The following is a 24,490-nucleotide window of genomic DNA, read 5'->3' on the forward strand; positions in this document are numbered from 1 at the left end:
AAAGATGGAGACAGACGCATGACAATCACCGCCCTTCGGCCCGCGAAGGCGCCGTTGCGCCGCAGCCGAAACGTCGAGCCGTTCACCATCGTCAGCATTGTGGGCGCGTCGCTGTTCGCCGTGTTCGCCTTCCTCCCGCTGTGGATGATCCTGGCCGGGTCGTTTACCGACGAGACCAAGCTGTCCTCCTCGGGATACAGCCTCTGGCCGCACCCATTCAGCACCGCGGCATACTCGTCGATCTTCGCCGGTTCGGCTCTGTGGAAGGCAATGGTCGCCAGCCTCTTCATCACAGTGGTTGGGACCGTGATCGCGGCCACCTGCACAGCCGGACTGGCTTGGGTCATCGCCCGGCGCGTTCCGCGTCTGAGCGCCGCATTGGCGGTGTTCGGCTACATCCCGATGCTCTTCACAGGCGGCCTCGTACCTCTCTACATCCTGGTCACGCAATATCTCCACCTGACCAACAGTTGGTTCTCAGTGATCCTCCCGGCTGCCGTAGCACCCTTCCTGGTGTTCATCACCGTCAGCTTCTTCTCCCAGCTGCCCTCGGAAATCCTGGAGGCGGCCCGAGTTGACGGAGCCGGCGAGTTGCGCACGTTCTTCTCGATCGTGCTCCCGTTGAGCAAGCCAATCCTCGCGGTGATCGCCCTCTTCTACGCCGTGCACTTCTGGAACGAGTGGTTCATGGCGCTCCTGTTCCTCTCGGACGCGGAGAAGTACCCCGTTCAGCTGGTGCTCCAGAACCTCATCGCAAGCGTCGCCAACGCCGCCGGCATGGTGCCGGTCAGCAACAACGTCGCCCCCGTCTACCAGCTCCGCCTCGCTCTAACGGTGATCACGATCGCGCCGATCCTGGTCGCCTATCCCTTCGCCCAGCGCTACTTCGTCAAGGGGCTGACCCTCGGAGCAAGCAAGGGCTGACCACAGCTCCATCGCAGCACCCTCACCCATCCGCCAGCTCGGGTCGGCACCCTCAACGCGCCATCAGTCGATGACACCTGCACGAAAGGCACTTCAATGAACCAGATCGCTTCGGCCGTCGTTAGCAGGCGGTCGCTCCTCCAAGGGGCCGGCGCACTGTCGGTCGCCAGCATGCTCGGCATGTCGATGTCTGCCTGCTCCTCAGACTCCTCCAGTGGAGGAAAGTTCACCGGCAACCTCACGTTCCTTCTACCCGGCACCGTGCCCACGGGCTGGCAGAACGTGCAGTCGGAGATCAACAAGCGGCTGAAGAAAGACCTTGGATTCACCATCCAACCGCAATTCATCTCCTGGGCGGACTACGGCACCCAGAGCCTGCTCCGCTTCACCTCCGGGGCGAAGTTCGACACCGCCCTCCAGGCGCGGTGGCTGAACATGGCTCAACTCGCGTCGGATAAGGCGCTGGTTGACGTCGGATCGAAGGTCGGCTCGTACAAAAACCTGTCCGCGACCATCGACCCCAAGATCTTGGAGTCCAACCACTGGGGCGACGCCCTCTACGGCATCCCGCAAGTCAACAGTGCCGCGCGCCTTCATCACTTCGGCATCCGACAGGACCTCGCCGAAGAGCTCGGCTTCGGCGAGATCAACGACTTCGAGACGCTCGAGCGATTCTTCTACGCCGTCAGGCAGAAGAAGTCCGGGATGATCCCGCTCGGCCTCAACACCAACAGCAGCAAGCAGACCACCTTTGGGCCAGTCACGCCCATCCTCAACGCATGGGCATGGGAGAACCCGAACGCCTTCGGGTGGAGCTTCACCGGCGACTCGATGCTGTTTGCGTTCGCGGCCGACGCCGGAACTTCCGGGAGCTCGAACCCCATCCCGTTCTGGGAGCAGGACGGAGTACGTGATGCCCTCGATCGAGTCAGGAAGTACAACCAGGACGGCATCATCAACAAGGACATCCTGAATCTTGATGCGACTGCCGAGCAAGGTCTCTTCACATCCGGTAAGACGGCGGCCACGTGGGCCATCACAGATGGGACCACCTCGAACTACCTGACCACGCTGAAGAAGGCTGTCCCCACCGCCGCGATGGCGAATATCGCCCCTCTCAAGGGAGGCCTGAGCGCCAAGCCGCTGCAGAACTTCCAGGCGGACAACTTCGTCGTCCTGAACACCCACGGCCAGAGCAACGACTCAGCGCTCGCCCTGCAGGACTGGGCCTCGATCAAGCAGAACTACGACCTCATCTCCTATGGCATCGAAGGCACAGACTGGGTCGCTCAAGGCGAGAATGGGGTCGAGTTCAAGAGTTCGTACAATTTCCCGGCCTTCGCGCTGTCCTGGAGAATTCCCCTGTTCCGGAGTCCGTCGACTATGTCGGAGACCGAGAAGCAGATCTTCGACTGGTCGAAGGACACCGACAACTTCACCCTCGACCCCTTCGCCGCGTTCATTCCCGACGTCGAGCCCGTGAAGAGCGAGAACACCCAGATGACCGCGGTGATGACGCAATACGCAAAGCCTCTATTCGCCGGCGTCGTCGACGTCGACAAGGGTCTCGACGCACTGAAAAAGGCCGCCGACCGCGCTGGCATCGACAAGCTCCAGGCGGAGCTCGCCAAGCAGGCGGACGCCTACGCCAAGGCCCACCAGTAGATCGGCACACTAGGCGCGGTCCTGGCTACCCGTCCCTACCCGGATGGCCAGGACCGAGTCGTCATCGACCGCGACCGACACGTCAGGACCCGCCTTGACTAGCCCCGAAACGACCTCTCCCATGATCCAGATGTGGTTCGGAAACTTCTTCGAGCCCTTCTGCAGCGACGCCGACGCCACCCGCGCGGGCATAGCCGACGTCGCCGATCTAGGGTTCACCTCGATCAATCTCGACTCCAAACCGTGGGAGGACTTCTTCGCCCGATATCGCGGCGAGGAGGCCAGCGCGTACGTCGCCATGCAGGAGCTCATGGTCGCCGAAGCGGCTAAGCACCAGATGGACGTGACCTGCCTGTCGCTCTATCTCTGCGGCGACAACCTCTACCCGAACATCAGGAGCGTCCCGCCGGTGCGCGGCGAGGAGGCAATCCGCCCCGACGGCACGCCGATGGGCACCTACAAGTACTGGTCGCCGATCGCACAGCAGACCATGGTGGACCACGTCCACGGACTCCTCGACCTCTTCGGTGATCACATGCGGCGCACCCCGGGAGGACGGATCGTGATGCAGACGATGTTCGACCCGATTCCCAAGCCAAGCTTCGACTCCGAGGGCCGCGGGAAGTATCTCGCTTGGCTCGAGGACAGGTACGCCGGCGACGTCAGCGCCCTCAACAAGCGCTATGCCCTCGATGCCCGCTCCTTCGCCGATCTCGAGCCGGAGCAGTACTGGCTCCGACCCTCCGAATTGGATTGGGTCGGCTGCGCCCGGCCCACCGCCGGCGACTTCGCTCAGAGGACGCCCGACTACCACCGCTGGATCGACAACCAGACCCACCTAGCCGAGGTCCAGGTCGATTACTTCGCCCAGATGCACGAGCACTGGCGTTCGACGACACCGCCCCTTTTCGTCGAGCCGGTCCTCCACCAGTGGGGCTATTTCTTCAACCCGCCTGGCGTGCCCGACTGGCAGACCGGCCAGCGGGCGCTCGACGTCTACCGCATCGCGCCTCACGTCGACTCGGTACTCTTCATCGCCGCGCCGCTGAACCCAGAGAACCGGCCGGACGCGAGCGTCGTCAGTGTGGAGAGCTCCATCGCCAGGACCGTGAACCAACACGGACCCTTCACCGGTGGCCTCTACCTCGGTCGTCACGTGAACGAGGACGTCTACCGCGTCGTACCGCCGGCGGAGGCGATCGCCACGCACGTCGCCAACGGCGCGAAGCGGCTGCACGTCTACGGCTACAGCGGGCTCGACGACGGCGGAGTGATGTTCCGCATGGACGACCTGTTCAAGGACTCACTCAGGTCCGGAAACCGGTGGGCGACCTCTGTCATCCCACTACTCGACGAGCCCCGCGCGAAGGAGGTTGCGATCCTCTTCCCCGCCGAGATGAGTCTGTTGGAACCACTCGAGGTCGACGAGGGTGGCCGGCACCGGATGGACCTGCTCGGCTGGCATCAGCAGATGACTGACCTCGGCTGGCACGTCGACGTCGTCCACGCCGACCAGGTCGTTAGCTCCGGGCTCGCGGACTACCGCTATCTCGTCATCCCGACGAACTCGCTCTATGACGTGGGCTGCGTCGTCGACAACAGGCAGCTGGAGGCAGCCGTGGCCGCCTGGGTGCGCAGCGGTGGCGTCGCGTTTCACGGGCCCGGCTCGGGGCTGGCCCATAACGCCTTCGGTGTCAGGGAGGAGACTGTTGACTTCGACTGCATCGCGTGGGACGACGACATCATCCCTCACGGCTGGTCCACCGTCGCGTTCACCCACGACACGGAGGTACGCGGCCGCTACATCCAGTCTGGCCGCCCCGCCATCGTCGAGACGTCTCTCGGCGCCGGGACGGTCTACTCCTTCGGATTTGAGTACGGCTTCGCGTACTCCCGCCAGACCATGCCGATAGTGCCCCCCGAATACGGCAAACGCGAGATGCACCCCATCGTCCTGATGAGGTCGACGCCAGTGCAGACGCTCATCGGCACCTCTCCCCTGGCGGTGACCCATCCGACGAAGGGAGTGGAGGTCGCTCGCTTCGGTGATCGCGCCGTTGTGGTCAATCACCGCGCATCGCCGATCGACATCCGAGACGTTCGCACGTCCGCCGAGATCCATCTCGTCCCCTCCGCGCCCGGATGGGTCGCCGGGCATGGCGCCGCCTACCTCGAATTGCAGACGGGTCCCTCCGTCAGCGGCGACAGCGTGCTCAAGGAGAGCGCCCGCGTCACCACGCCCAAGACGCGATCAGGTCGCAAACCGAACCTGGTCCTTCAAAACATCGCCGAACCGTTCGTCCGGGCGCGATACTCATAAGGAGCAGAGAATTGGCATCAGTAACGTTCAATAAGGCTCAGCGCTGGTATCCGGGGGCCGACTCCCCCGCCGTCCCGGGCATCGACCTGGAGATCAAGGACGGGGAATTCATGGTCCTCGTCGGACCGTCGGGGTGTGGCAAGTCCACGTCCCTGCGCATGCTCGCCGGTCTGGAGGAGGTGAACGAGGGCCACATCCTGATCGGTGATCGCGATGTCACCCACGTGCCGCCGAAGGACCGGGACATCGCGATGGTGTTCCAGAACTACGCGCTCTACCCCCACATGTCGGTCGCGGAGAATATGGCGTTCTCACTCAAGATGGCCAAGGTCCCCGCGGCCGAGCGCGAACGACGGGTCGCCGAGGCGGCAAGGATCCTCGGTCTGACGGACTACCTCGAGCGTAAGCCCAAGGCGCTGTCGGGCGGCCAGCGCCAGCGGGTCGCGATGGGTCGCGCGATCGTGCGGCAACCGCAGGTCTTCTGCATGGACGAGCCGCTGTCCAACCTCGACGCGAAGATGCGTGTGCAGACCCGCACCGACATCGCCAAGTTGCAGAGCGACCTCGGGGTCACCACCGTCTACGTCACCCACGACCAGATCGAGGCGATGACGATGGGTGACCGCGTCGCCGTCATGAACGTCGGTGTGCTGCAGCAGGTCGACACCCCGCTCGCGCTGTACGACCGGCCGGCCAACCTGTTCGTGGCCGGCTTCATCGGCTCCCCGCAGATGAACCTGATCAAGGCCAAGCCCGACGACGGCTACGCCAACATCGGCGGCTTCCAGGTGCCCGCGCGCCTGCCGGCTGACACGCCCAGTGACGTCACCATTGGGGTCCGCCCCGAGGCGTGGCGCCTGGTCTCCGAGAGCGAGGGCGGTCTGCCAATCGACGTCACGGTGGTCGAGGAGCTCGGCTCGGACTCCTACGTCTACGGCACGTGCGACGTGGAGGGCACGCCCTCCACGGTCGTGGTCCGCGTCCCGGCTCGTGAGCGGATCGCCAAGGGCAGCCAGCTCTTCGTCACAACCGACCCCGGCGACGTACACCTCTTCGACACCGCCACGGGCGGGAGACTCAACTAGCGTTGTCCGGTCCCGTGGCGCCGCCGGCAGCACGTGGACAGGCAGCCACACCTTCGTCGCGACCGACCTTCTAGCCCCGACCTCGGTCGAGGAGCTGCAGGCCTTGGTCGTCGCCCATGAACGCGTGTGACCGCGCGGCACCCGCCACTCGTTACGGCGCTCGCTGACTCACTAGGTGTGCTAGTCACCCTCGACGAGATGGCGGGGGAGATCGAGCTGATCGGCGATGCAGTGCGGGTCCCGGGGGCACGAGGTACGGCGGCTAGCTGTTTGGCTGCAACTGCGGGGTCGGGCGCTGTCCAATCTTGCCTCGCTCCACCACATCTCCGTCGCGGGATCAGCGTCAACCGGCACGCATGGATCTGGGGCCCGCAACGGTAGCCTCGCGGCCGCCGTGCGAGCTATCGAGCTGGCCGACGGTCGCGGCAGGCTGCGCCGACTCCAGCGCGGAGGCTCCTGCTTCGACGGCGCTGTGATCGGGCTCGGCATGCTGGGCGTAGGTTTCACACTGCAGCTCGATACCGAGGAGTCGTACGACGTCTCGCAGGTCGTCTACGAAGGCGTGACCTGGCGCAAAGCACTCGACCCCGACGTACTCCTTGGTGCGGCATATTCGGTGTGTCGCTCTTCACCTCATGGGCTGCACCGAGAACGACTCGGCAAGGCAGCTGTGAATCAAGGCCCGCGCGCGTCCAGACCACGCGCCGGTCCAGATCGAGGGGCTCCGCCGGCCCCGCAGCCGCGCCACATGCTCGCCGGGATCAACTCGCCACACCGCAGCTCGGCGTGGCGGGTTGACGTCAGCGCCGATCTCTGGCTAACAAGAGGTCGAGCCGCAAGCGTCGGCGAACCGTGGCGTCTCGCGACGGTTGAAGGTCATGGCGCTTGTCGCGTCGGTTACCCCGACTCATGAGTCGATCGGTGTTGACGCGGAGGCGCTCACCAGCGGCTAAAGAACCTGGGCGAGGCGGTGGTAGGCCGCGTTCCAGCGCACCTGGTCGGCGAAGGCCCGGCGGGTCGTGCTCTCGTCGATGACCAGGAGCTCGGTGCGCGCGAGCTCGGCGAAGACCTCGAACGCCTCCACCCCCGCGGCCGTCGAGAGCACCGTGTGATGGGCGCCGCCGGCGGTCAGCCAGGCCTCGGCCGAGGTCGGGAAGTCCGGTCGCGGACGCCAGACGGCACGGGCTACCGGCAGGTGCGGCAGCGGGGCCGGCGGAGCGACGACGTCGACCACGTTGGCGGTCAGCCGGAAGCGGTCGCGCATGTCGGCCAGCGACACGACGACCGCTGCCTCGCACGGGTCGGCGTCGAAGACCAGGCGGACCGGGTCCTCCTTGCCGCCGATCCCGAGCGGATGGACCTCCACCCGCGGCCGCGCGGTCGTGAGGGACGGGCAGATCTCGAGCATGTGAGCGCCGAGGATCAGCTCGGCACCGGGCGTCAGGTCGTAGGTGTAGTCCTCCATGAGGGACGCCCCACCGGGCAGCCCCTCGCCCATCACCTTCGCGGCCCGGACCAGGACGGCGGTCTTCCAGTCGCCCTCGGCGCCGAAGCCGTAGCCCTTCGCCATCAGCCGCTGCACGGCGAGTCCCGGCAGCTGCCGGAGATCGCCGAGGTCCTCGAAGTTGGTGGTGAACGCCTTGGCGCCGGTCTGGCCGAGAAGGCTCTCGAGAGCGAGCTCCTGGCGTGCGGCGTAGCAGAGCGACTCGTGGCGCTCGCCGCCGCGGCGGAGCGCCGGCTCGACGTCGTACAGGTCCTCGTAGTCGGCGACGAGCGCATCGACCGCGCTGTCCGCGACCTCGGCCACCGCCGCGACCAGATCGTTGACCCCCCAGGTGTTGACCGATACGCCGAAGCGGAGCTGGGCCTCGGTCTTGTCGCCCTCGGTGACCGCGACGTTGCGCATGTTGTCCCCGAAGCGCACCAGCCGCAGCTCGTGGGTCGCGGCCCAGCCTGCGGCGCCGCGGATCCAGGTGCCGACCCGGCGGGTCACCGCGGGGTTGCTGACATGGCCGACGACGGTCGTGCGGACGACCCCGAGCCGTGCGGCCAGATAGGCGTACTCCCGGTCGCCGTGCGCCGCCTGGTTGAGGTTCATGAAGTCGAAGTCGATGCTGTCCCAGGGCAGCTCGACGTTGGCCTGCGTGTGCAGGTGGAGCAGCGGCTTGCGCAGCGCGTCGAGGCCGGCGATCCACATCTTCGCCGGGCTGAAGGTGTGCATCCAGGTGATCACGCCGAGCACGTGGTCGGCGCTGTTGGCCTCCAGCATCGCCCGGCGGATCGCGTCGGCGTCCTTGAGCACGGGCTTCCACACGATCCGCGCCGGGACGTCCGCCGACTCGTCGAGGGCACGCGCGACGGCCTGGGACTGCTCGGCGACCTGGCGCAGCGTCTCCTCGCCGTACAGGTCCTGACTTCCGGTGAAGAACCAGACCTCGCGGTCGGGATACGCCTTGGACATGGGTGTTCCTCGCTGTTCTCGTGTGCTGCTGGAAGCGCTGGTCGGCAGTGGTGGCGTGGGTCGGCGCTGTCAGCGCTGGCCGTAGACGTTCTGGTAGCGGTCGTAGAGGGCGTCGATCGCCTCCTGCGGGATGGGCGTCGGGTCGCCGAGCTGGCGGGAGACGTGCACCGCGCGGGCGACCTCCTCGAGCAGCACGGCGGCCTTGACCGCGGCGGCCGCCGAGGCGCCGATGGTGAAGGGGCCGTGGTTGCGCATCAGGACCGCCGGGCTGCGGTGGCCACGCAGGGTCTCGACGATGCCGCGGCCGATCGAGTCGTCGCCGATGATCGCGAAGGGGCCGACCGGGACCGGGCCGCCGAACTCGTCGGCCATCATGGTCAGCACGCACGGGATCTCCTCGCCTCGCGCGGCCCAGGCGGCGGCGTAGGTCGAGTGGGTGTGCACGACGCCGTGGACCTCGGGCAGGTGGCGATAGACGTACGCGTGGGCGGCGGTGTCCGAGGACGGGGTGCGCAGGCCCTCGACGAGGGCGCCGTCGAGGTCGCAGACGACCATCGCGTCGGCGTCGAGGTCGTCGTAGGAGACGCCGGAGGGCTTGATCACGAGCAGGTCGGGGTGGCCGTCCACGCCGGGGACGCGCTCGGAGACGTTGCCGGCGCTCCACACCACGAGCTCCCAGCGCGGCAGCTCCGCGTGCAGCGCGGCGACGCGGCGCCGAGCGCTGTCGACCGCGGCACGCATGGGGGTCGGGACGGTCATCGGGATCTCCTCGGGAGTGGTCGTGGTCTGCATGGCGCCGGGGCGGCTCAGCGGATGGCGGCGACGGCGGCGGGCTGGACCGCGACGCCGGCGGCGAACCGCTCGAGGTAGTCCGAGAACGCGGCGACCTCGGTCGGATCGGGGTCGATCACCGAGAGCGCCGCGCCGCCGAAGACGACCTCGGCGAGGTGGTCGGCGAGGGGCCGGGTCGCGCCCGACCGGAGGTAGGAGGCCAGGACGGCGATGCCCCACGCTCCGCCCTCGGCGGCGGTCTCCCCGACCGCGACCGGCACGCCGAGCGCGGCGGCCAGCGCCCGCTGCGCGATCCCCTCGGTGCGGAACAGGCCGCCGTGAGCGACCATCCGGTCGATGGCGACGGACTCCCCGGAGAGCACCTCCATGCCGAGCACCAGCGCGGCGAAGACGCCGTAGAGCTGGGCCCTGGCGAAGTTCGCGAGCGTCAGACGACTGGACGGCGTACGGACGAGGAGGGGCCTGCCCTCGGAGACGCCGGCGACGGGCTCGCCGGCGAGGAAGTTGTAGGCGAGGACGCCGCCGGCGTCGAGGTCGCCGTCCGCGGCGGCGTGGAGCAGCGCGCCGAGGACCGTGTCGGTGTCGGCGCCGGCGCCGATCGCGCTGGCGAACTGGCCGAAGACCGCGCCCCACGACGCCAGCTCGCCGGCGCCGTTGTTGCAGTGCACCATCGCGACCTGCTCGCCGGTCGGGGTGGTGACGACGTCGATCTCCTCGTGCACGCGATCGAGGGGACGCTCGAGGACGACCATCGCGAAGACGCTCGTCCCGACGCTGACATTGCCGGTGCGCGGGGCGACGGCGTTGGTCGCGACCATGCCGGTGCCGGCGTCGCCCTCGGGCGGGCACAGCGGGATGCCCGCGCGGAGCGTGCCGCTGGGGTCGAGCAGCGCCGCGCCGGCCCCGGTCAGGGTGCCTGCGGGCGCGCCCGCCGTCCGCACCTGCGGCAGCAGGTCGGCGATCGAAGGGGCTCCCGCGTGGTCGAGTGCGTCGTAGGCCTTGACCAGCTCGGCGTCGTAGTCGCCCGTGGCCGGGTCGATGGGGAACATCCCCGAGGCGTCGCCGACGCCGAGGACCCGCTCGCCGGTCAGCCGCCAGTGGACGTAGCCGGCCAGTGTGGTGAGGTGCGCGACGCGCGCGACGTGTGGCTCGCGGTCCAGCGTCGCCTGCCGGTGGTGGGCGATCGACCAGCGCAGCGGGATGTTCTCGCCGAAGAGCTCGGTGAGCTCGGCCGCGGCAGGGCCGGTGGTGGTGTCGCGCCAGGTGCGGAAGGGGACGAGCAGCTCGTCGGCGGCGTCGAGGGCGAGATAGCCGTGCATCATCGCCGAGATCCCGAGGGCGCCCACCTCCGGCCGCACCCCGTACGCCGTGTCGACCTGGTCGAGCAGCGTGGCCACCGACTCCTGCAGGCCGGACCAGACCGCGTCGAGGGAGTAGCTCCAGTGACCGTCGACCTGCTCGCTCTCCCACGTCGAGGTCCCCGTCGCGAGGACCGCGTGGTCGGAGCCGATCAGGCAGGCCTTGATCCGGGTCGATCCCAGCTCGATTCCCAGGGCGGTCCGCCCTGCCGCCAGGTCCGCCGCGGCACGCTCGTTCCAGCCCATCTGTCGCCCTCTCCGATCAGCACCGGGTGTGACCGGCGTCATACGGAACGAGTGTGAACGCTAACATCCAGTGGTGTCAACCAGCACCTCCGACATGGGAGGCGAAGATGTGAGCGCTCTACCCGGCGCTGCGGGCGTGTGTCACGCGGACGGCGACGAGGTGGAGTCGCGGACCACCAGCTCGGGGCGGATCAGCCCGATGGACGGCTCGGGCTCGCCGTCCAGGGCCCGCATCGTGAGCTCGATCGCCCGCTGGCCCAGGAGCGAGAACTCCTGGCTGACCGTCGTGAGCCCCGGCCAGAAGTAGGCCGACTCGGGCTCGTCGTCGAAGCCCACCACGCTGACGTCCTCCGGCACGCGGCGACCGCTCTCGTGCAGCGCGTGCAGCAGGCCGAGCGCCATCGAGTCGTTCGCCGCGAAGACGGCCGTGACGTCGGGGTCGTCGGCGATCAGCCGTCCGGCCTCGTAGCCGCTCCTCGCCGACCAGTCCCCCGTCAGCTCGGGCCCCGGCAGCATCCGGCGCTGCTCGTGGGCCTGGCGCCAGCCGGCCCGGCGCAGTCCCGCCTCGATCCAGTCGAGCGGTCCGCCGAGATGCGCGACCCGGCGGTGGCCCAGGTCGAGCAGGTGGTCCACCGCCAGGCGCGCGCCGGCCTCCTGGTCGATGCCCGCGGCCATCGTCTGACCCTCGGTGACGCCCTGCACCACGACGATCGGCACCGGCAGGTCGAGGGCCACGACCTGCGTGAGCGCCTGGCGGTGCGCCACCCCGATCACGATCGCCTCGACCGCCTCGTCCAGGAGACGGTTCACCGCTCCCCCCAGCGCCGCGGCCGAGTAGTCCTCGACGTCGACCAGCGAGACGTCGTACCCCTCGCGATGGCCGGCCGCCTGGACGGAGACCGCGATCCGGCTCGGCCCGTGGAGGGCGAGGTGGGCGGAGATCATGCCGATCCGGCCGGACTTGTTGGTGGCCAGCATGCGGGCCGCGTTGTTGCGGCGGTAGCCGAGCTCCTTGATCGCCGCGAGGACGCGGTCGCGCGTGCCCGGGCGCACCCCGCCGACGTCGTTGAGGACCCGCGAGACCGTCTGGTGGGAGACACCGGCGGCCGCGGCCACGTCGGCCATGCTCGGAGCTCGGCCGGCGAGCTCGACCGCACCGTTCACCTGCTGCGCCATACCGGTGATCGTAGAGATCGGATCCACTCCGCGGGACTCCCCCGTGCAGAGTTCTCCTCTCGAATGTGAGCGCTTGCCAAGCCGAGCGGTGCTTGCTTGGATCCGGGCATGCCCTGCGTGCGCGAAGCGATCGCGCTCACCACTCCCCAGCTCCGTCTCACCCTGCTGCCCTGGGCGGCCACGATGCGCGGGCTCGAGGTGCCCGATCGCGACGGCCACTGGGACGACATCGTGCTCGGCTTCGACGACGACGCGGACTACCGCGGCGAGCATCCCTTCCTGGGCGCGACCGTCGGCCGCTTCGCCAACCGGATCGCGGGCGGGCGGTTCGAGCTCGACGGCGTCACACACCGGATCCCGCTCAACGACGGCTCGACCGCCCTGCACGGCGGCCCCGAGGGGTTCTTCCGGCGCGAGTGGTCGGTCGGCGAGCGCGACGACTGCTCGGTGACCTTCCACCTCGAGTCGCCGGCGGGCGACATGGGGTTCCCGGGCCGGTTGAGCGTCACGGCGAGGTTCAGCGTCGAGGGCGCCGTCGTACGCCAGGAGCTCGGTGCGACGACCGATGCCGCCACGGTGGTGAATCTGACGAATCACGCCTACTTCAACCTCCACGGGAGGCCGACCCGCTCGATCGCCGACCACCGAATCCGGATCGACGCGGACTCCTGGCTCCCGGTCGACCCCTCCGCGATCCCGCTCGCCGGCGCACCGGCGCCCGTCGCTGCGCCGTACGACCTGCGCGAACCGGTCGCGATCGGCTCCGAGGTGCGCTACGACCACACCTGGATGCTGAGCGGCGCCGGCCCGGTGCGGACCGCGGCCGTGCTGGACGACCCCTGCACCGGGCGCCGCCTGAGGATCCGGACGACCGAGCCTGGCGTCCAGTTCTACTCCGGCGACTTCCTCGACGGCTCGGTCGTCGGCAAGGGCGGCGTCCCGCTGGAGCGCCGGTCTGGCCTGTGCCTGGAGACCCAGCACTTCCCCGACTCGCCCAACCGGCCCGACTTCCCCTCGACCGTGCTGCGCCCCGGCGAGACCTTCCAGTCGCTGACGGAATGGAGCGTGGAGACCACCTCGTAGATTCTCGGCGCACGCGATGCGATTCGGCGCCGGGCGAAACGGTCATCGCCGCAGACTTCCTTGGCTTGAAGGTGTCCGTGCCGGGCAAGAGCCCCAGGTCCGGCCGAGTTGTCCATAAGCCCCGGCCACGGAGCCCATCTCGTTCTGCATGACGTGTAAGTCGGGATCGGGGGTCGGCCCACAGATGGAGGGGCGCCGCTGCGGCGACGGTCAGCGAGGCATACCTGGTGACCGAAACGACGAGTGCGATCGAAGCGATCGGAGAAGCTCATGGAAATTGCTCGGTTCATCAACCGAAATCAGTCGTACGATTCAAGTGCGACGACCTCGTCGGCCCGCCGGCGGGACGTTGCATGCGATCCTCGCGACACCGCGTCGCAAGGGCGGAATGGATCTCGGCCATGACGTACGCACCACGATTCCTTGCGCTAGCGTCCGCTGCACTGGTGGCGGTCGCCATGGCTGCCTGCGCCTCCGACGAAGGTCGTCCGACGACGAGTCCGGACTCAGGGACGAGTTCGTCGACTCCCACCGCATTGACCAGCGCGCCCACGCCCTCCTCCGATAGCGAGGCTGCTTCACAGGCAGCGTCCGAACTCGTCGAGAGGTACTACAAGGCGATCGACCTAACTCGCCAAGACCCGAACGTCTCCCTGGACGAACTAGCGCCGGTGGCCACGAGTGTCGAGCTGTCTTCGCTGAAGTCGCTCGTGCGCGAGGCGCGCGAGAAGAGGGAAACACAGACAGGCGAGACCAAGATTGCTCATCTTCAGGTCCAGTCGGTTGATCTCGACAACGCTGACCCCGGCGCAGGCAATGTGCCCACGGTGCAGATCGACGTTTGCTGGGACGTCTCTAACGTCGACGTCATTGATGCCAACGGCAAGTCGGTAGTGGCCTCCAGCCGGCCGGACGTCGGCTGGACGCGACTGACCGTCGCGAACTACCACTATGAAGCGGACCCGGCCAGCGGGTGGCGCGTAGCCACTAGCGAAGACCTGAAGAGATCCCCGTGCGCCGAATCATGACGCCGATCGCGTCAGCGCTCGTAGTCGCCTCCTGCCTGCTGGCGGTTGGGGACCAGCCCGCTCACGCGACAACCACGTGCCAGAAGACGGACCCCGCGACGGGTGCCTGCCAGATCTCGGTTGAAACGCCGGACGCCCCTACGAGTCCGGGAGAAGCGAACGGCGACAAGCCGACCGACACCGGAAGCGGCGCATCCTGTTACTGGGACGGGACGGCGCAGGCAATCAGCAAGCCCGCTCCGGGGCCTGTTCCGTGCACCAGCGACGCGGGCTACTGGTCGAACGACTACGAGTGCTATATCGCCCCGGTCGATCCTCAACCGCCCGCCGGCGACCCGAGCTGGAAGGGCCATCAGCCGGGGGACGGGGCGGTCTACAACTGCTACCAACCTCAGACCGGGTCTCTGGTCATGCTCTGGGGGCAGGACCCACCGGCGAACTCGGGAGCAGGGCCGACACCGCGCGACGTGGCCGAGTTGGCGATCAAGCAGATGGACCTACGCGCCATCGACATCGGCATCACGCCCGAGCCGAGCACCAACAGCATCGGACTGGTCGGGATGCCGATCTGGCTGTGGGACGTGGGTCCCGACGCACACACCTTCGGACCCGCAACGGCTTCCGCCACGGCAGGTGGCATCACGATCACCGCAACGGCAAAGGTCAACAAGATCACCTGGGACATGGGCGACGGCTCGACCGTGAACTGCACGACCGCAGGCACGCCGTACAAGGCGTCGTACGGCAACAAGAAGTCCCCGGACTGCGGCTACGTCTACATGAAGTCCAGCTCGCACGAGCCGGGCGGGAAGTACACGGTCACCGCCACATCGGACTGGGTGATCACCTGGGAGGGGGCCGGGCAGAACGGAGTCATCCGGCTCAACGGACTGTCGCGATCAGTGCAGATCGCGGTCGGGGAAGCGCAGGTGCTCGTGCGGTAACGGGCACCTGGGACGAGGGCGAGAGGCATAGGTATGAGTACAGCCACCCGAGACGAGAGGACTCTTCATCAGGAGGGTCCAACGCCGACCGCCCTCGTGCCTCCACCGAAGCTGCGCCGGCGGCCTGCGCTCATCGCGGCAGCGGTCGCGGCGATCTGCCTCGGCGCGCTGCTCGCCGGATGGGCGTGGAAGGCCACGACCGACACCCAGGAGGTGCTGGTGGCGCGCGACACCATCTCTCGTGGCTCGGTGATCAAGGCTTCCGACCTGGAGCGGATACGCCTCAGCGCCGATCCCGCTCTCCACCCGGTGCTGGGCTCGGAGTTCGACGAGGTCGTCGGCAAGCATGCCTCCCTGGACATCGCGGCCGGCGGGATGCTGACCCCGGAGTCCTTCACCTCGACCATCGTTCCCGGTGACGGCCAGTCGGTCGTCGGGGTCTCGCTCACGCCGGCACAGTCACCGGGGCTGGCACTGAACAGCGGTGACCACGTCCGTGTCGTTGTCACGCCCGGGCAGGGCGCGGACATCCCAGCGGGCGCGCCGCTGTTCAACGATGCGACCGTGGTCGGAGTCCACACCGACGAGACCTCGGGCAACACCGTGGTGGATCTGCTCGTCGATCATGCCGATGCGGCTGTGCTGGCCGAGCGGGTGGCAACCGGGAACGTCGCCATCGTCTTGGACTCGCGGGAGAACTGACATGGCGATCATCGCCCTCGCCTCCGCGTCCGGGTCGCCGGGCGTGACAACGTCGACCCTTGGGCTGGCGCTGTTGTGGCCAAGACCGGTCCTACTTGTCGAAGCCGACCCGACGGGTGGCTCAGGGCTGCTCGCGGGCTACTTCCGCGGGACGCGCGACGACCCCGGCCTGATCGAGCTGGCGCTGACCACGAGCAACCGCAGCGACGCGCTCACCGACGTGGTTCAGAAGATCGACGGCACGACGGTCTCCTTCGTCCCCGGCACCCGCTCCCACACCCAGGCCAGCGCACTGCGCGATCTATGGGCACCGCTGGCCGAGACCCTCGGCGAGCTTGAGGCGACCGGGCAGGACGTCATCGTCGACGCCGGTCGGCTCGGACTGAACGGATCACCGACCCCTCTGCTCGATGCGGCCGACCTGGCCCTGCTCGTCAGCCGTACGTCGCTTCCGGCGATCTCCGCGATGCGGTCGTGGGCCGACGCCTTCCAGCGCCCCGCTCTCGACTGGCACCAGTCAGGACTTCTGCTTGTCGGCCCCGGGCAGCCTTATGAGGCAAGCGATGTCGCCGGCGTAGCCGGACTGCCAGTGGTCGCCACGCTAGCCGCCGATCCAGCATCGGCCGAGGTCTTCTACCGGGGCTCCGACAAGCCGAAGCGGTTCGAGTCCGGGCCGCTGGTGCGCAGCCTGAACGCAGCGGTTGCGTCGATCCACTCGACCATCAGCCGGCGCCGTACCGAGCTGCTCGAAGGAGCCCGGTCATGACGACCGAGCGCTCCGAGGAGCGCAAGGCACCGCTCGCGGGGTTGCCGCTGTTCAGCAAGTCGCCTCCAACGCCCACCGACCAGCGGAGCAGTCCCCATCCGATGGCCACGCTGCAACTGACGACCGTGAGCAGCGGACCTATCGGCAGCAACGTGGACTGGTCGCTGGTCTCTGCCCTGCGGGCGCAAGCGTCCGAGCAACTCAGCCAAGCTGTCGCCGCCGACCGAGGCCGGCTCGACAAGATCTCCCAAGAGGAGCTCGGCAGGACGATCGTGCTCGACCTCATCGAGTCCACCGTCGCCGACCGCGTGAACGCGGGCTCGACCGCGATGTCGCCAGCCGACCAGGACGCGCTCGCCCGGGCGGTCTTCGACTCGCTGTTCCGGCTCGGGCGACTTCAGCCTCTCGTGGATGACGACCGGCTAGAGAACATCATCATCACCGGACACGACAACGTGCTGTTGGAGCTGACCGACGGCTCCCTCACCGACGGGCCGCCAGTCGCCGACTCCGATGAGGAGCTGATCGACTTCCTGGTCTTCCTCGCCTCCAGGTCCGAGGTCAACGCCCGCGGGTTCTCCGAAGCCCAACCGCGTCTGCATCTGCGCCTCGGCGGCGGCTCGCGTCTGGCTGCTGCCGCGTGGGTGACCCCGCGACCGTCGGTGGTGATCCGGCGTCACCGGCTGATGGAGGTCACCCTCGATGACCTCGTCGAACGCCAGATGCTCACTCCCGTGGCCGCGTCGTTCCTGCGAGCGGCGGTGCGGTCGCGCAAATCCATCGTGGTCTCCGGGTCACAAGGCGCTGGCAAGACGACCCTGGTCCGGGCGCTGTGTGCCGAGATCGACCCGCTGGAAGCAATCGGGACCTTCGAGAGCGAGTACGAGCTGCACCTGCACGAGCTGCGAGACCGGCACCGGATCGTCCACCCCTGGGAAGCCCGACCCGGCTCCGGCGAACGCGGACCCGACGGCAAAGCCGCGGGCGAGTTCACGCTCGATGAGGCGCTGGTCGACTCCTTCCGGTTCAACCTCTCCCGTCAGATCGTCGGCGAAGTCCGAGGGAAGGAGATCTGGGCGATGATCAAAGCGATGGAGAGTGGGACAGGCTCCATCTCCACCACCCACGCCTCCGACGCTGTCGCCGCGATCCGCAAGCTCGTGACCTGTGCGATGGAAGCCGGCCCTCACGTTACCCACGCGCTCGCGACCTCCAAGCTCGCGGCGACGATCGACGTGATCGTTCACCTGGACCTGAAGACCACGAGCCAGAGCGGGAGGAGCGTCCGGCAACGTCGGGTGGCCGAGATCATCGCCCTCGACCCCGGTGAGCGCGAGACCGGCTACGCCACCACGCACGTCTTCGCCCCCGACCCCCACGACCTAGCCGGCACCGCCGTGCCCGCCGTATTGCCCGACTCGTATCGTGCGCTGGCACGGCACGGGTTCGACCTCAACGGCTACCTGGCGCAGAAGGAGGTGCGGGCGTGATCCTCCTGGTCCCCGCTATCGCGGGCGCTCTCGTTGTCGGCGGCGTGATCGCGCTCGGGCTCGGGCTCCGCCCTTCCCCGGTCATCGAGCGTCCCTCTCGGCCACGACGGTTGCCGAAGCTCTCGACGCAAGCTCGGCGACTGCTGTTCGCCGGTTTCGCTGTTGGCGTGGTCGCGTTCCTGATCACCGGGTGGGTGCTCGCCCTTCTCGTCGTCCCTACCGCGTTCGTCGGTCTGCCCGTCCTACTCTCCTCCTCCTCGGCCGCCCAGCGCATCGCGCGTCTAGAAGCGATGGAGGAATGGACCCGCTCGCTGTCCGGCGTGCTGACCGTCGGCGTCGGCCTGGAGCAGGCACTGGTCGCCACGCTCCGTTCCACCCCTGCCGCCATTGCTCCCGAGGTGACCCGACTGGTCGCGCGGTTGCGGGCACGGTGGGTCACCGAGGACGCGTTGCGGGCGTTCGCCGACGAGCTGAACGACGCCACCGGCGACCTCGTGGCCGCGAACCTGATCCTCGGCGCCCGCAGGAGGGGCGCAGGACTGTCGAGCGTCCTCGAGGGACTGGCCGAGTCCGTTGCCGCCGACGTGCGCTCCCGGCGTCAGGTTGAAGCTGACCGCGCCAAGCCCCGGTCCACAGCACGGTGGGTGACGCTCATCAGCGTCGGAGTGCTCGTGATCCTCGCCATCTCGGGGACGTACGTGAAGCCCTATCAGAGCCCGCTCGGTCAGGTCGTCCTCGTCGGGCTGCTGGCGGCCTACGTCGCCACGCTGGTCTGGATGAAGCGCATGGCGATTGGGCGGCCGATGCCGCGGTTCCTCGCGTCCGTCCCCGGATCACCGAGTGAAGGCGGTGCGGCATGACGACCGGACTCCAACTCGCGCTGCTCGGCGGGGGCCTTCTGGGCTTGGGGATCGTGCTGCTCATCGCCCGACTCATGCCCGCCGAACCGGACCTGGCCGAAGCACTCTCACGACTCACCCCAACCCGGGGGCGAGCCGACGCTGTTGGTCCGGTCACGACGGCGAAGGGCAAGGAACGCATCGGGGTCTGGGCGATCGAGGCCCTACCGCCAGCCATCTGGATCAGGACCCCGACCCGCGAGCTGGCGCTGCTGCGCATTCCGCAGGCGAAGTTCTACGGCGACAAGATCGTCATGGCCGGCCTCGGCCTGGTAATCCCGCCGCTGCTGGCGTTCTTCTTCAACCAGATCGGCCTCGGGTTCCCCATCGCCATTCCAGCCTTCGCCTCCATCGGACTGGCCGTGGTGATGTTCTTCCTGCCCAACTACAACGCCGTCGACGACGCCAAGAGGGGCAGGCTGGAGTTCGCCCGCGCACTCGTGGCCTATCTCGAATTCGTCGCCACCGAACGCCTCAACGGCTCCGGCGTACGCCAGGCGATGGAGGCGGCCGCTGAGGTCGGCGACTCCTGGGTCTTCACCCGGCTCTCCGAAGAGCTGACCCGATCACGCTGGTCGGGCCAACCACCGTGGGACGCCCTCCACGCGCTTGCCGAGGAACTCGGCCTGCCTGAACTGGACGACTTCGCCGACATCATGCGGCTCTCGGGCGAGGAGGGCGCCTCCGTGTACGCAAACCTTCGCGCCCGCTCAGCTGCGATGCGTACGGCGATGCTGAACGACGAGATCGCCGAAGCAAACGCGGTTGGCGAGCGCATGACCATCCCCGGTTCCCTGCTCGGCGTCATCTTCTTGGCGCTGCTCGTCGCCCCGTCGTTGCTGCGGATGTTCAGCAACACCTAACAACCAGACACCCCACTCAGACCCGAGGAAGGGACACCCGTCCAGGAGAGGAAACACCAGAATGACTCGACTGCTCGCACTCCTAATCACCGTCCATCTGAGCCTCGATAGCAGGCTCCGCCGCGCGCGCTCAGAGCGCGGCTCCGTCACGATCGAGAACGTCTTGTGGGCTGTGGCCGTCATTGTCTTCGTGGGGATCGTCGTCGCGGCGATCAAGGCGTATGTCACCTCGCAGGCCGGCAACATCAAGTAGCCATCGTCGACCGAGACAGCTGCACTGCCGCCGACGTGGTGAGCGCGGCGCGGTCTCGATCGAGATGGTCATTCTGCTGCCCGCCTTGTTCGCCGTGATGTTCCTCGGCATGCAGGCGGCGCTGTTCTACCACGCCCGCACAGTGGCGATCGCCGCCGCACAGGAGGGGGCGAAGGTCGCCGGAGGCGAGAACGGCAAGGACTCCGACGGTGCCACGGCCGCGTCGTCGTTCGTCGCCGATGCCGGCGGCGACGACGTGCTGGCCGGCGCCAGCGCGACCGCGGACCGCACCGCGACCACGGTCACCGTCACGGTGACCGGCCACAGCCTCAGCGTGATCCCCGGCTGGAGCCCGACGATCGTCCAGTCGGCAACGTTGCCCGTCGAGAGACTCACCGCACCATGACCGGCCAGCGGAGGGACGAGCGGGGCTCGGCGGCTGTCGAAGCCGTCGTTGGCGTACCCGCCTTCATCCTGTTCGTCGGGCTCATCATCTTCGGCGGACGAACGGCGATGACCCACGGAGCCGTCGAGTCAGCCGCAGCCGACGCTGCCCGCTCCGCCTCGATCGCCCGTGACGCCGCCGAGGCATCGAGCGACGCGAAGACCGCGGCCGAGGCCAGCCTCGCCAACCAGCACATCCACTGCCTGACCGTCACCGTCGACATCGACGACTCCGCCTTCTCCCTGCCCGTCGGCACGCCGGGCGCGGTGACAGCCACCGTCGAGTGCCTCCTCGACCTCTCGGACCTGTCTGTGCCGGGCGTTTCAGGCAGCCGCCTCATCAAAGCCACCGTCAGCTCGCCGCTGGACACCTGGAGGGAACGGTGAGCACGCGCCGCACACGGGACGAGCGCGGCTCCATCAGCATCTGGATGGTCACCGCGAGCTTCGTGATGATCGTCCTCGTCGGACTGGCCGTCGACCTCGGCGGACAGGTCCAGGCCAAGGAGCGCGCCCACGACATCGCCGCCGAAGCCGCCCGCACCGGCGGCGAGCAAGTACAGGCCGCGCCAGCTATCGAGGGCCAGTACCTCGCTGTCGACACCACCGCCGCCAAGAAGGCAGCCGAGGACTACCTCGCAGCCTCGGGCGTCACCGGCACCGTGACCGTCACCGGCGGCAACACGATCACGGTCGACGTCACCGACGTCTACGAACCGAAGTTCCTCAGCATCATCGGCGTCGGCAACCTGACCGTCACCAGTAGCGCCTCGGCACGACTGATCCGCACCCTCGGAGGGAGCGAACAATGACCCAGCCCACCCTCGCGCAACGACTCCAAGGACTCGGGGCAGCACTCACGCTCGTGCTCCTGGTGGGCGGCATCCCGGTCGTGCTCGTCGCCATCGGCGCCGCCCCGTGGGACGCCCAGCTCGACCACACCCGCGCACTGCTCACCAGCCCCGACGACGGCACCCTTGCGATGGTCGTCATCGCCGCCGCAGCGTGGATCGCCTGGGCCGTCATCGTCGTCTCGGTCCTCGTCGAGGCGGTCTCGCGTGTCCGCGGGCTGCCGGCGCCGACTCTTCCCGGACTCGGCATGCCTCAACGCGCCGTAGGTCAGCTCGTGACCGTCGCGGCCCTGCTCTTCGTCGCGGCCCCCACCGTGATGGTTGCCTTCCCGACTCCGCCCGCCGAGGGCTCGGTGGTTGCCCCTGTCCTCAGCGCCCCGCAGGCTCACCCTGCTCCCGTCCCCTCGTCCTCTGCGCCCGTCCCAGCAGCGGCCGACGCCCCGACGAACCACAAGGCGACGATCGACTACACCGTGAAGCACGGGGACAGCCTGTGGAAGATCGCCGACCGACTGCTCGGCGATGGGGCGCGATTCCCCGAGATCGTGGATCTGAATCAGAACGTCCTCGACGGCCGGCCCGACTTCATTGTCTCCGGCACGGTCCTCAAGGTCCCGTACGAGGCGACTGAGCACGAGTCCGACCGGACGGCCGAGGACTACATCGTCGAGCCTGGCGACACTCTCTCCGAGATCGCCGGGGCCAAGCTCGGCAACCCGGGCCTCTACCCGGAACTGTTCGCGGCCTCGCGCCACACCGTGCAGCCCGACGGCGAGCACCTGAACGATCCGAACCTGATTCGGCCCGGCTGGGACATCACGATCCCCGGCGCAAAGCACAAGGCAGACACTCCGCAGAAGCCGCCACACGAGGTGACACCGCCCGTATCCGTGACTCCGCCCACGCAGACACCAACCGAGACACGAACGCCCACGACCGAGCCGACATCGAGCGCGAGCAGCTCAGCCGACCCCGTCCCCTCAACCACGCACGAGGCCACCCACGACAAAGGGTCCGCCACTCCCGGCTGGCTCATCCCGGGTCTGACCGGTGCTGGCGCAGTCCTTGCCGCCGGACTCCTCACCGCACTGCGTCGGCGTCAACGCACCCAACTGCGCTACCGGAAGCCCGGCCACATCGTCGTACCGCCACCCGCGCCACTCAACAACCTGGAGAAGACCCTCCACGTCGAAGGGTCCTCGATGGCCACGCGCATCGAGATGCTGGACCACGCTCTGCGCCAGATGAGCGACAGCCCTCACGCCCTGCCCCAGGTGGTCGCCGTCGCTCTCTCCGCTACCGAGGCAACGCTCCATCTGGCCGAGGCCAATGCAGATGCGATCCTGCCGGAGCCGTGGACCGGAACTGGCCGAACTCGCATCGCTTCGCTCCAAAGCAGCAGCGGCGAGCCAAGCGAGCAGAGCCCCCCGCCGTACCCGCTGCTGGTCGCCGTCGGACAGGACGACGGTGGAAGGATCTGGTTCCTGAACCTGGGTCACGCAGCGCATGTCGTCGTCACGGGTGATGTCATTGGCGGCGAAGACTTCCTCCGCTACCTGGCGGCCGAACTGGCACTCAACCCGTGGTCTGCCGAGGTCGACATCGACACGTTTGGATTCTCACCCACGCTCGTGGACATTGACCCGCACCGGCTCCACCATCACGTCGACACGCGCCTCCTCGACAAGATCACGGCAGACCTTGCCCAATCCGGCATCCCCGGCCTTGCCCCAGAGCGACGCCGCGCCCTCCTGCTTGAGCACACCTACGCAGACACCGATGCTGCGCACGCCGTCACCTCGGCCAACGCCGCCCACGCCGCTCGCGGCATCACTGTGGTCACCGTCGGTGACCATCTCACCGAGAAGTCTCTGGCACTGAATGTGGACGTGTCCGCCCGGCTCACTATCCCCATTCTCGGCATCACAGTGGCGGCAGCGGGCCTGAGCGACGAGGAAGCGTCAACGTGCGCAGCGATCCTCGACGTCACCCGCGACTCCACTCTCGCCCCGGTTCCTGTGGATGAGGCGGCTACTGGCCGAGACAAGCTGGTCGACAAGGCTGGCGCGCTGCGTGACGAGCTCGTCGAGTCTCGGCCAACGGGACCGGCAGGCGGCACAGCGTTGCTCCCTCGGCCGACCAGCGAGTACGCCGATGTCGCGGCGACCACGTCCGAAGATGTCGAGACGCTCGCACCTGTCGTGCCCGAGACAACTCGCGCTGCTGTCGAGGACGCTGACCCGACCTTGGATCAGGAAGTCGCGTGGTGGTTCGACCCCGACTGCCGACTCCCACGCATCAGCGTCTTGGGTCCGGTGCGTGGGCGTGCGTACGGGGATGCGACGGACATTGCCGGCCGCAAGCCCTTCTACACCGAGATGCTGGCGTTTCTTGCCCTCCATCCCGACGGGGTGACCTCCGGCCAGGTCGCCGACGCCTTCGTCATCACGCCCAAGCGAGCCCGAGTCGACATGAACGCGCTGCGCTCCTGGCTCGGCACGAACCCTCACACCAGCGGGCCGCATCTCCCGAAAGCGGACGAGTCCCGGGCCGCGAGGCAGCGGGGCGGGTACTTCTATCAAGTCGACGACGTACTGCTCGACGCTGACCTGTTCCGGCGTCTCCGGGCTCGAGGACAGGCGCGCGGCGCAGCCGGCATCAACGACCTCGTGACCGCCCTGAGATTGGTCACAGGCCAGCCATTCGGACAGCTGCGAAACAACGGCTGGGCCTGGGTCCTGGAGGGCGACCGGATCGACCACATCTTCACCTGCGCCATCGTGGACGTCGCCCACATCGTGACCACCCATGCACTCGCCGAGGGAGAGCTGGCGATGGCGCGCGAAGCAGCAGAGGTCGCCCACCACGCTGCGCCATACGACGAGATCACCAACCTCGACCTCGTGGCCGTAGCCTCCGCCGAGGGGCACGAGGAATTGGCCGAGAAGCTCCTCAATGACCAGATCTACAACCGCAGCGACGACGACCTCGGACCCGTCGAACTGTCGCCACGGACCCAAGACATGACGAGCAAGCGCTCGCGGCCCGACTCCCAGCCGAGCGGAAACCGCCCCGCTCCGACACCCCGCAAGGGATAGCCCGAAAACTTCCTACGACTTCTTAGGGAACCCCCTGCTGAC

At 68.0% G+C, this 24,490-nt stretch carries 21 protein-coding genes; 17 read left to right on the forward strand and 4 right to left on the reverse strand.

The window, feature by feature from the left end; translation table 11 throughout:
* Nucleotides 1–18: 18 nt before the first annotated feature.
* From QM572_RS00970 to QM572_RS00985, 4 genes are all read left to right on the forward strand, one after another.
* Nucleotides 19–924: a carbohydrate ABC transporter permease gene (locus QM572_RS00970; RefSeq protein ID WP_415089066.1), complete on the forward strand. Its 906-nt coding sequence runs from the start codon at nucleotides 19–21 to the stop codon at nucleotides 922–924.
* 96 nt (nucleotides 925–1,020) lie between these two features.
* Complete coding sequence (locus QM572_RS00975; protein ID WP_415089068.1) at nucleotides 1,021–2,589, forward strand: ABC transporter substrate-binding protein; 1,569 nt, start codon at nucleotides 1,021–1,023, stop codon at nucleotides 2,587–2,589.
* A 121-nt stretch (nucleotides 2,590–2,710) separates the two neighbouring features.
* Nucleotides 2,711–4,909 carry a hypothetical protein gene (locus QM572_RS00980; RefSeq protein WP_415089070.1) on the forward strand — a complete coding sequence of 733 codons (2,199 nt, stop codon included), beginning with the start codon at nucleotides 2,711–2,713 and terminating at the stop codon, nucleotides 4,907–4,909.
* 11 nt (nucleotides 4,910–4,920) lie between these two features.
* Nucleotides 4,921–5,994 (forward strand): ABC transporter ATP-binding protein, encoded by a 1,074-nt coding sequence (locus tag QM572_RS00985; RefSeq protein WP_415089072.1) that lies wholly within the window; start codon nucleotides 4,921–4,923, stop codon nucleotides 5,992–5,994.
* Between the two features lie 949 nt (nucleotides 5,995–6,943).
* Here the strand turns inward: QM572_RS00985 and araA are convergent.
* The 4 genes from araA to QM572_RS01005 all read right to left on the reverse strand — a co-directional run bounded on the left by araA (nucleotide 6,944) and on the right by QM572_RS01005 (nucleotide 12,027).
* The gene (araA, locus tag QM572_RS00990; RefSeq protein ID WP_415089075.1) at nucleotides 6,944–8,455 is read right to left on the reverse strand and encodes an L-arabinose isomerase; all 1,512 of its coding nucleotides are present in this window, start codon (nucleotides 8,453–8,455) and stop codon (nucleotides 6,944–6,946) included.
* Nucleotides 8,456–8,524: 69 nt separating this feature from the next.
* Nucleotides 8,525–9,214 carry an L-ribulose-5-phosphate 4-epimerase gene (locus QM572_RS00995; protein ID WP_415089077.1) on the reverse strand — a complete coding sequence of 230 codons (690 nt, stop codon included), beginning with the start codon at nucleotides 9,212–9,214 and terminating at the stop codon, nucleotides 8,525–8,527.
* A gap of 47 nt (nucleotides 9,215–9,261) precedes the next feature.
* Nucleotides 9,262–10,851, reverse strand: coding sequence for a xylulokinase (locus QM572_RS01000; protein ID WP_415089080.1), 1,590 nt, complete (start codon nucleotides 10,849–10,851; stop codon nucleotides 9,262–9,264).
* 141 nt (nucleotides 10,852–10,992) lie between these two features.
* The gene (locus QM572_RS01005) at nucleotides 10,993–12,027 is read right to left on the reverse strand and encodes a LacI family DNA-binding transcriptional regulator (protein ID WP_415089082.1); all 1,035 of its coding nucleotides are present in this window, start codon (nucleotides 12,025–12,027) and stop codon (nucleotides 10,993–10,995) included.
* A 108-nt stretch (nucleotides 12,028–12,135) separates the two neighbouring features.
* On the opposite strand from QM572_RS01005, the gene QM572_RS01010 reads away from it, so the two are divergent.
* From QM572_RS01010 to QM572_RS01070, 13 genes are all read left to right on the forward strand, one after another.
* The gene (locus tag QM572_RS01010; protein ID WP_415089085.1) at nucleotides 12,136–13,110 is read left to right on the forward strand and encodes an aldose epimerase family protein; all 975 of its coding nucleotides are present in this window, start codon (nucleotides 12,136–12,138) and stop codon (nucleotides 13,108–13,110) included.
* A gap of 446 nt (nucleotides 13,111–13,556) precedes the next feature.
* Nucleotides 13,557–14,138, forward strand: coding sequence for a hypothetical protein (locus QM572_RS01015; RefSeq protein ID WP_415089087.1), 582 nt, complete (start codon nucleotides 13,557–13,559; stop codon nucleotides 14,136–14,138).
* Nucleotides 14,123–15,082 carry a hypothetical protein gene (locus tag QM572_RS01020; protein WP_415089089.1) on the forward strand — a complete coding sequence of 320 codons (960 nt, stop codon included), beginning with the start codon at nucleotides 14,123–14,125 and terminating at the stop codon, nucleotides 15,080–15,082. Before QM572_RS01015 ends, QM572_RS01020 begins: the two co-directional genes overlap by 16 nt.
* A gap of 219 nt (nucleotides 15,083–15,301) precedes the next feature.
* Nucleotides 15,302–15,784, forward strand: a complete 483-nt coding sequence (locus tag QM572_RS01025) for an SAF domain-containing protein (RefSeq protein ID WP_415089091.1) — start codon at nucleotides 15,302–15,304, stop codon at nucleotides 15,782–15,784.
* A gap of 1 nt (nucleotide 15,785) precedes the next feature.
* Nucleotides 15,786–16,550, forward strand: coding sequence for a hypothetical protein (locus tag QM572_RS01030; RefSeq protein WP_415089093.1), 765 nt, complete (start codon nucleotides 15,786–15,788; stop codon nucleotides 16,548–16,550).
* On the forward strand, nucleotides 16,547–18,040 hold the full coding sequence (locus QM572_RS01035) for a CpaF family protein (protein ID WP_415089095.1): 1,494 nt from the start codon (nucleotides 16,547–16,549) through the stop codon (nucleotides 18,038–18,040). The genes QM572_RS01030 and QM572_RS01035 overlap by 4 nt, the downstream gene beginning before the upstream one ends.
* A gap of 167 nt (nucleotides 18,041–18,207) precedes the next feature.
* Nucleotides 18,208–18,900, forward strand: coding sequence for a type II secretion system F family protein (locus QM572_RS01040; protein WP_415089097.1), 693 nt, complete (start codon nucleotides 18,208–18,210; stop codon nucleotides 18,898–18,900).
* Complete coding sequence (locus QM572_RS01045; RefSeq protein WP_415089099.1) at nucleotides 18,897–19,802, forward strand: type II secretion system F family protein; 906 nt, start codon at nucleotides 18,897–18,899, stop codon at nucleotides 19,800–19,802. The genes QM572_RS01040 and QM572_RS01045 overlap by 4 nt, the downstream gene beginning before the upstream one ends.
* 61 nt (nucleotides 19,803–19,863) lie before the next feature.
* Nucleotides 19,864–20,055 (forward strand): hypothetical protein, encoded by a 192-nt coding sequence (locus QM572_RS01050; RefSeq protein WP_415089101.1) that lies wholly within the window; start codon nucleotides 19,864–19,866, stop codon nucleotides 20,053–20,055.
* Nucleotides 20,024–20,461, forward strand: coding sequence for a TadE/TadG family type IV pilus assembly protein (locus tag QM572_RS01055; protein ID WP_415089103.1), 438 nt, complete (start codon nucleotides 20,024–20,026; stop codon nucleotides 20,459–20,461). Before QM572_RS01050 ends, QM572_RS01055 begins: the two co-directional genes overlap by 32 nt.
* The gene (locus tag QM572_RS01060; protein ID WP_415089105.1) at nucleotides 20,458–20,886 is read left to right on the forward strand and encodes a TadE/TadG family type IV pilus assembly protein; all 429 of its coding nucleotides are present in this window, start codon (nucleotides 20,458–20,460) and stop codon (nucleotides 20,884–20,886) included. The genes QM572_RS01055 and QM572_RS01060 overlap by 4 nt, the downstream gene beginning before the upstream one ends.
* Complete coding sequence (locus tag QM572_RS01065) at nucleotides 20,883–21,311, forward strand: TadE/TadG family type IV pilus assembly protein (protein ID WP_415089107.1); 429 nt, start codon at nucleotides 20,883–20,885, stop codon at nucleotides 21,309–21,311. Before QM572_RS01060 ends, QM572_RS01065 begins: the two co-directional genes overlap by 4 nt.
* Nucleotides 21,308–24,448, forward strand: a complete 3,141-nt coding sequence (locus QM572_RS01070; protein ID WP_415089109.1) for a LysM peptidoglycan-binding domain-containing protein — start codon at nucleotides 21,308–21,310, stop codon at nucleotides 24,446–24,448. Before QM572_RS01065 ends, QM572_RS01070 begins: the two co-directional genes overlap by 4 nt.
* Nucleotides 24,449–24,490 lie beyond the last annotated feature (42 nt).

This window comes from Nocardioides sp. (genome assembly GCF_047607365.1).
Lineage (GTDB): Bacteria > Actinomycetota > Actinomycetes > Propionibacteriales > Nocardioidaceae > Nocardioides.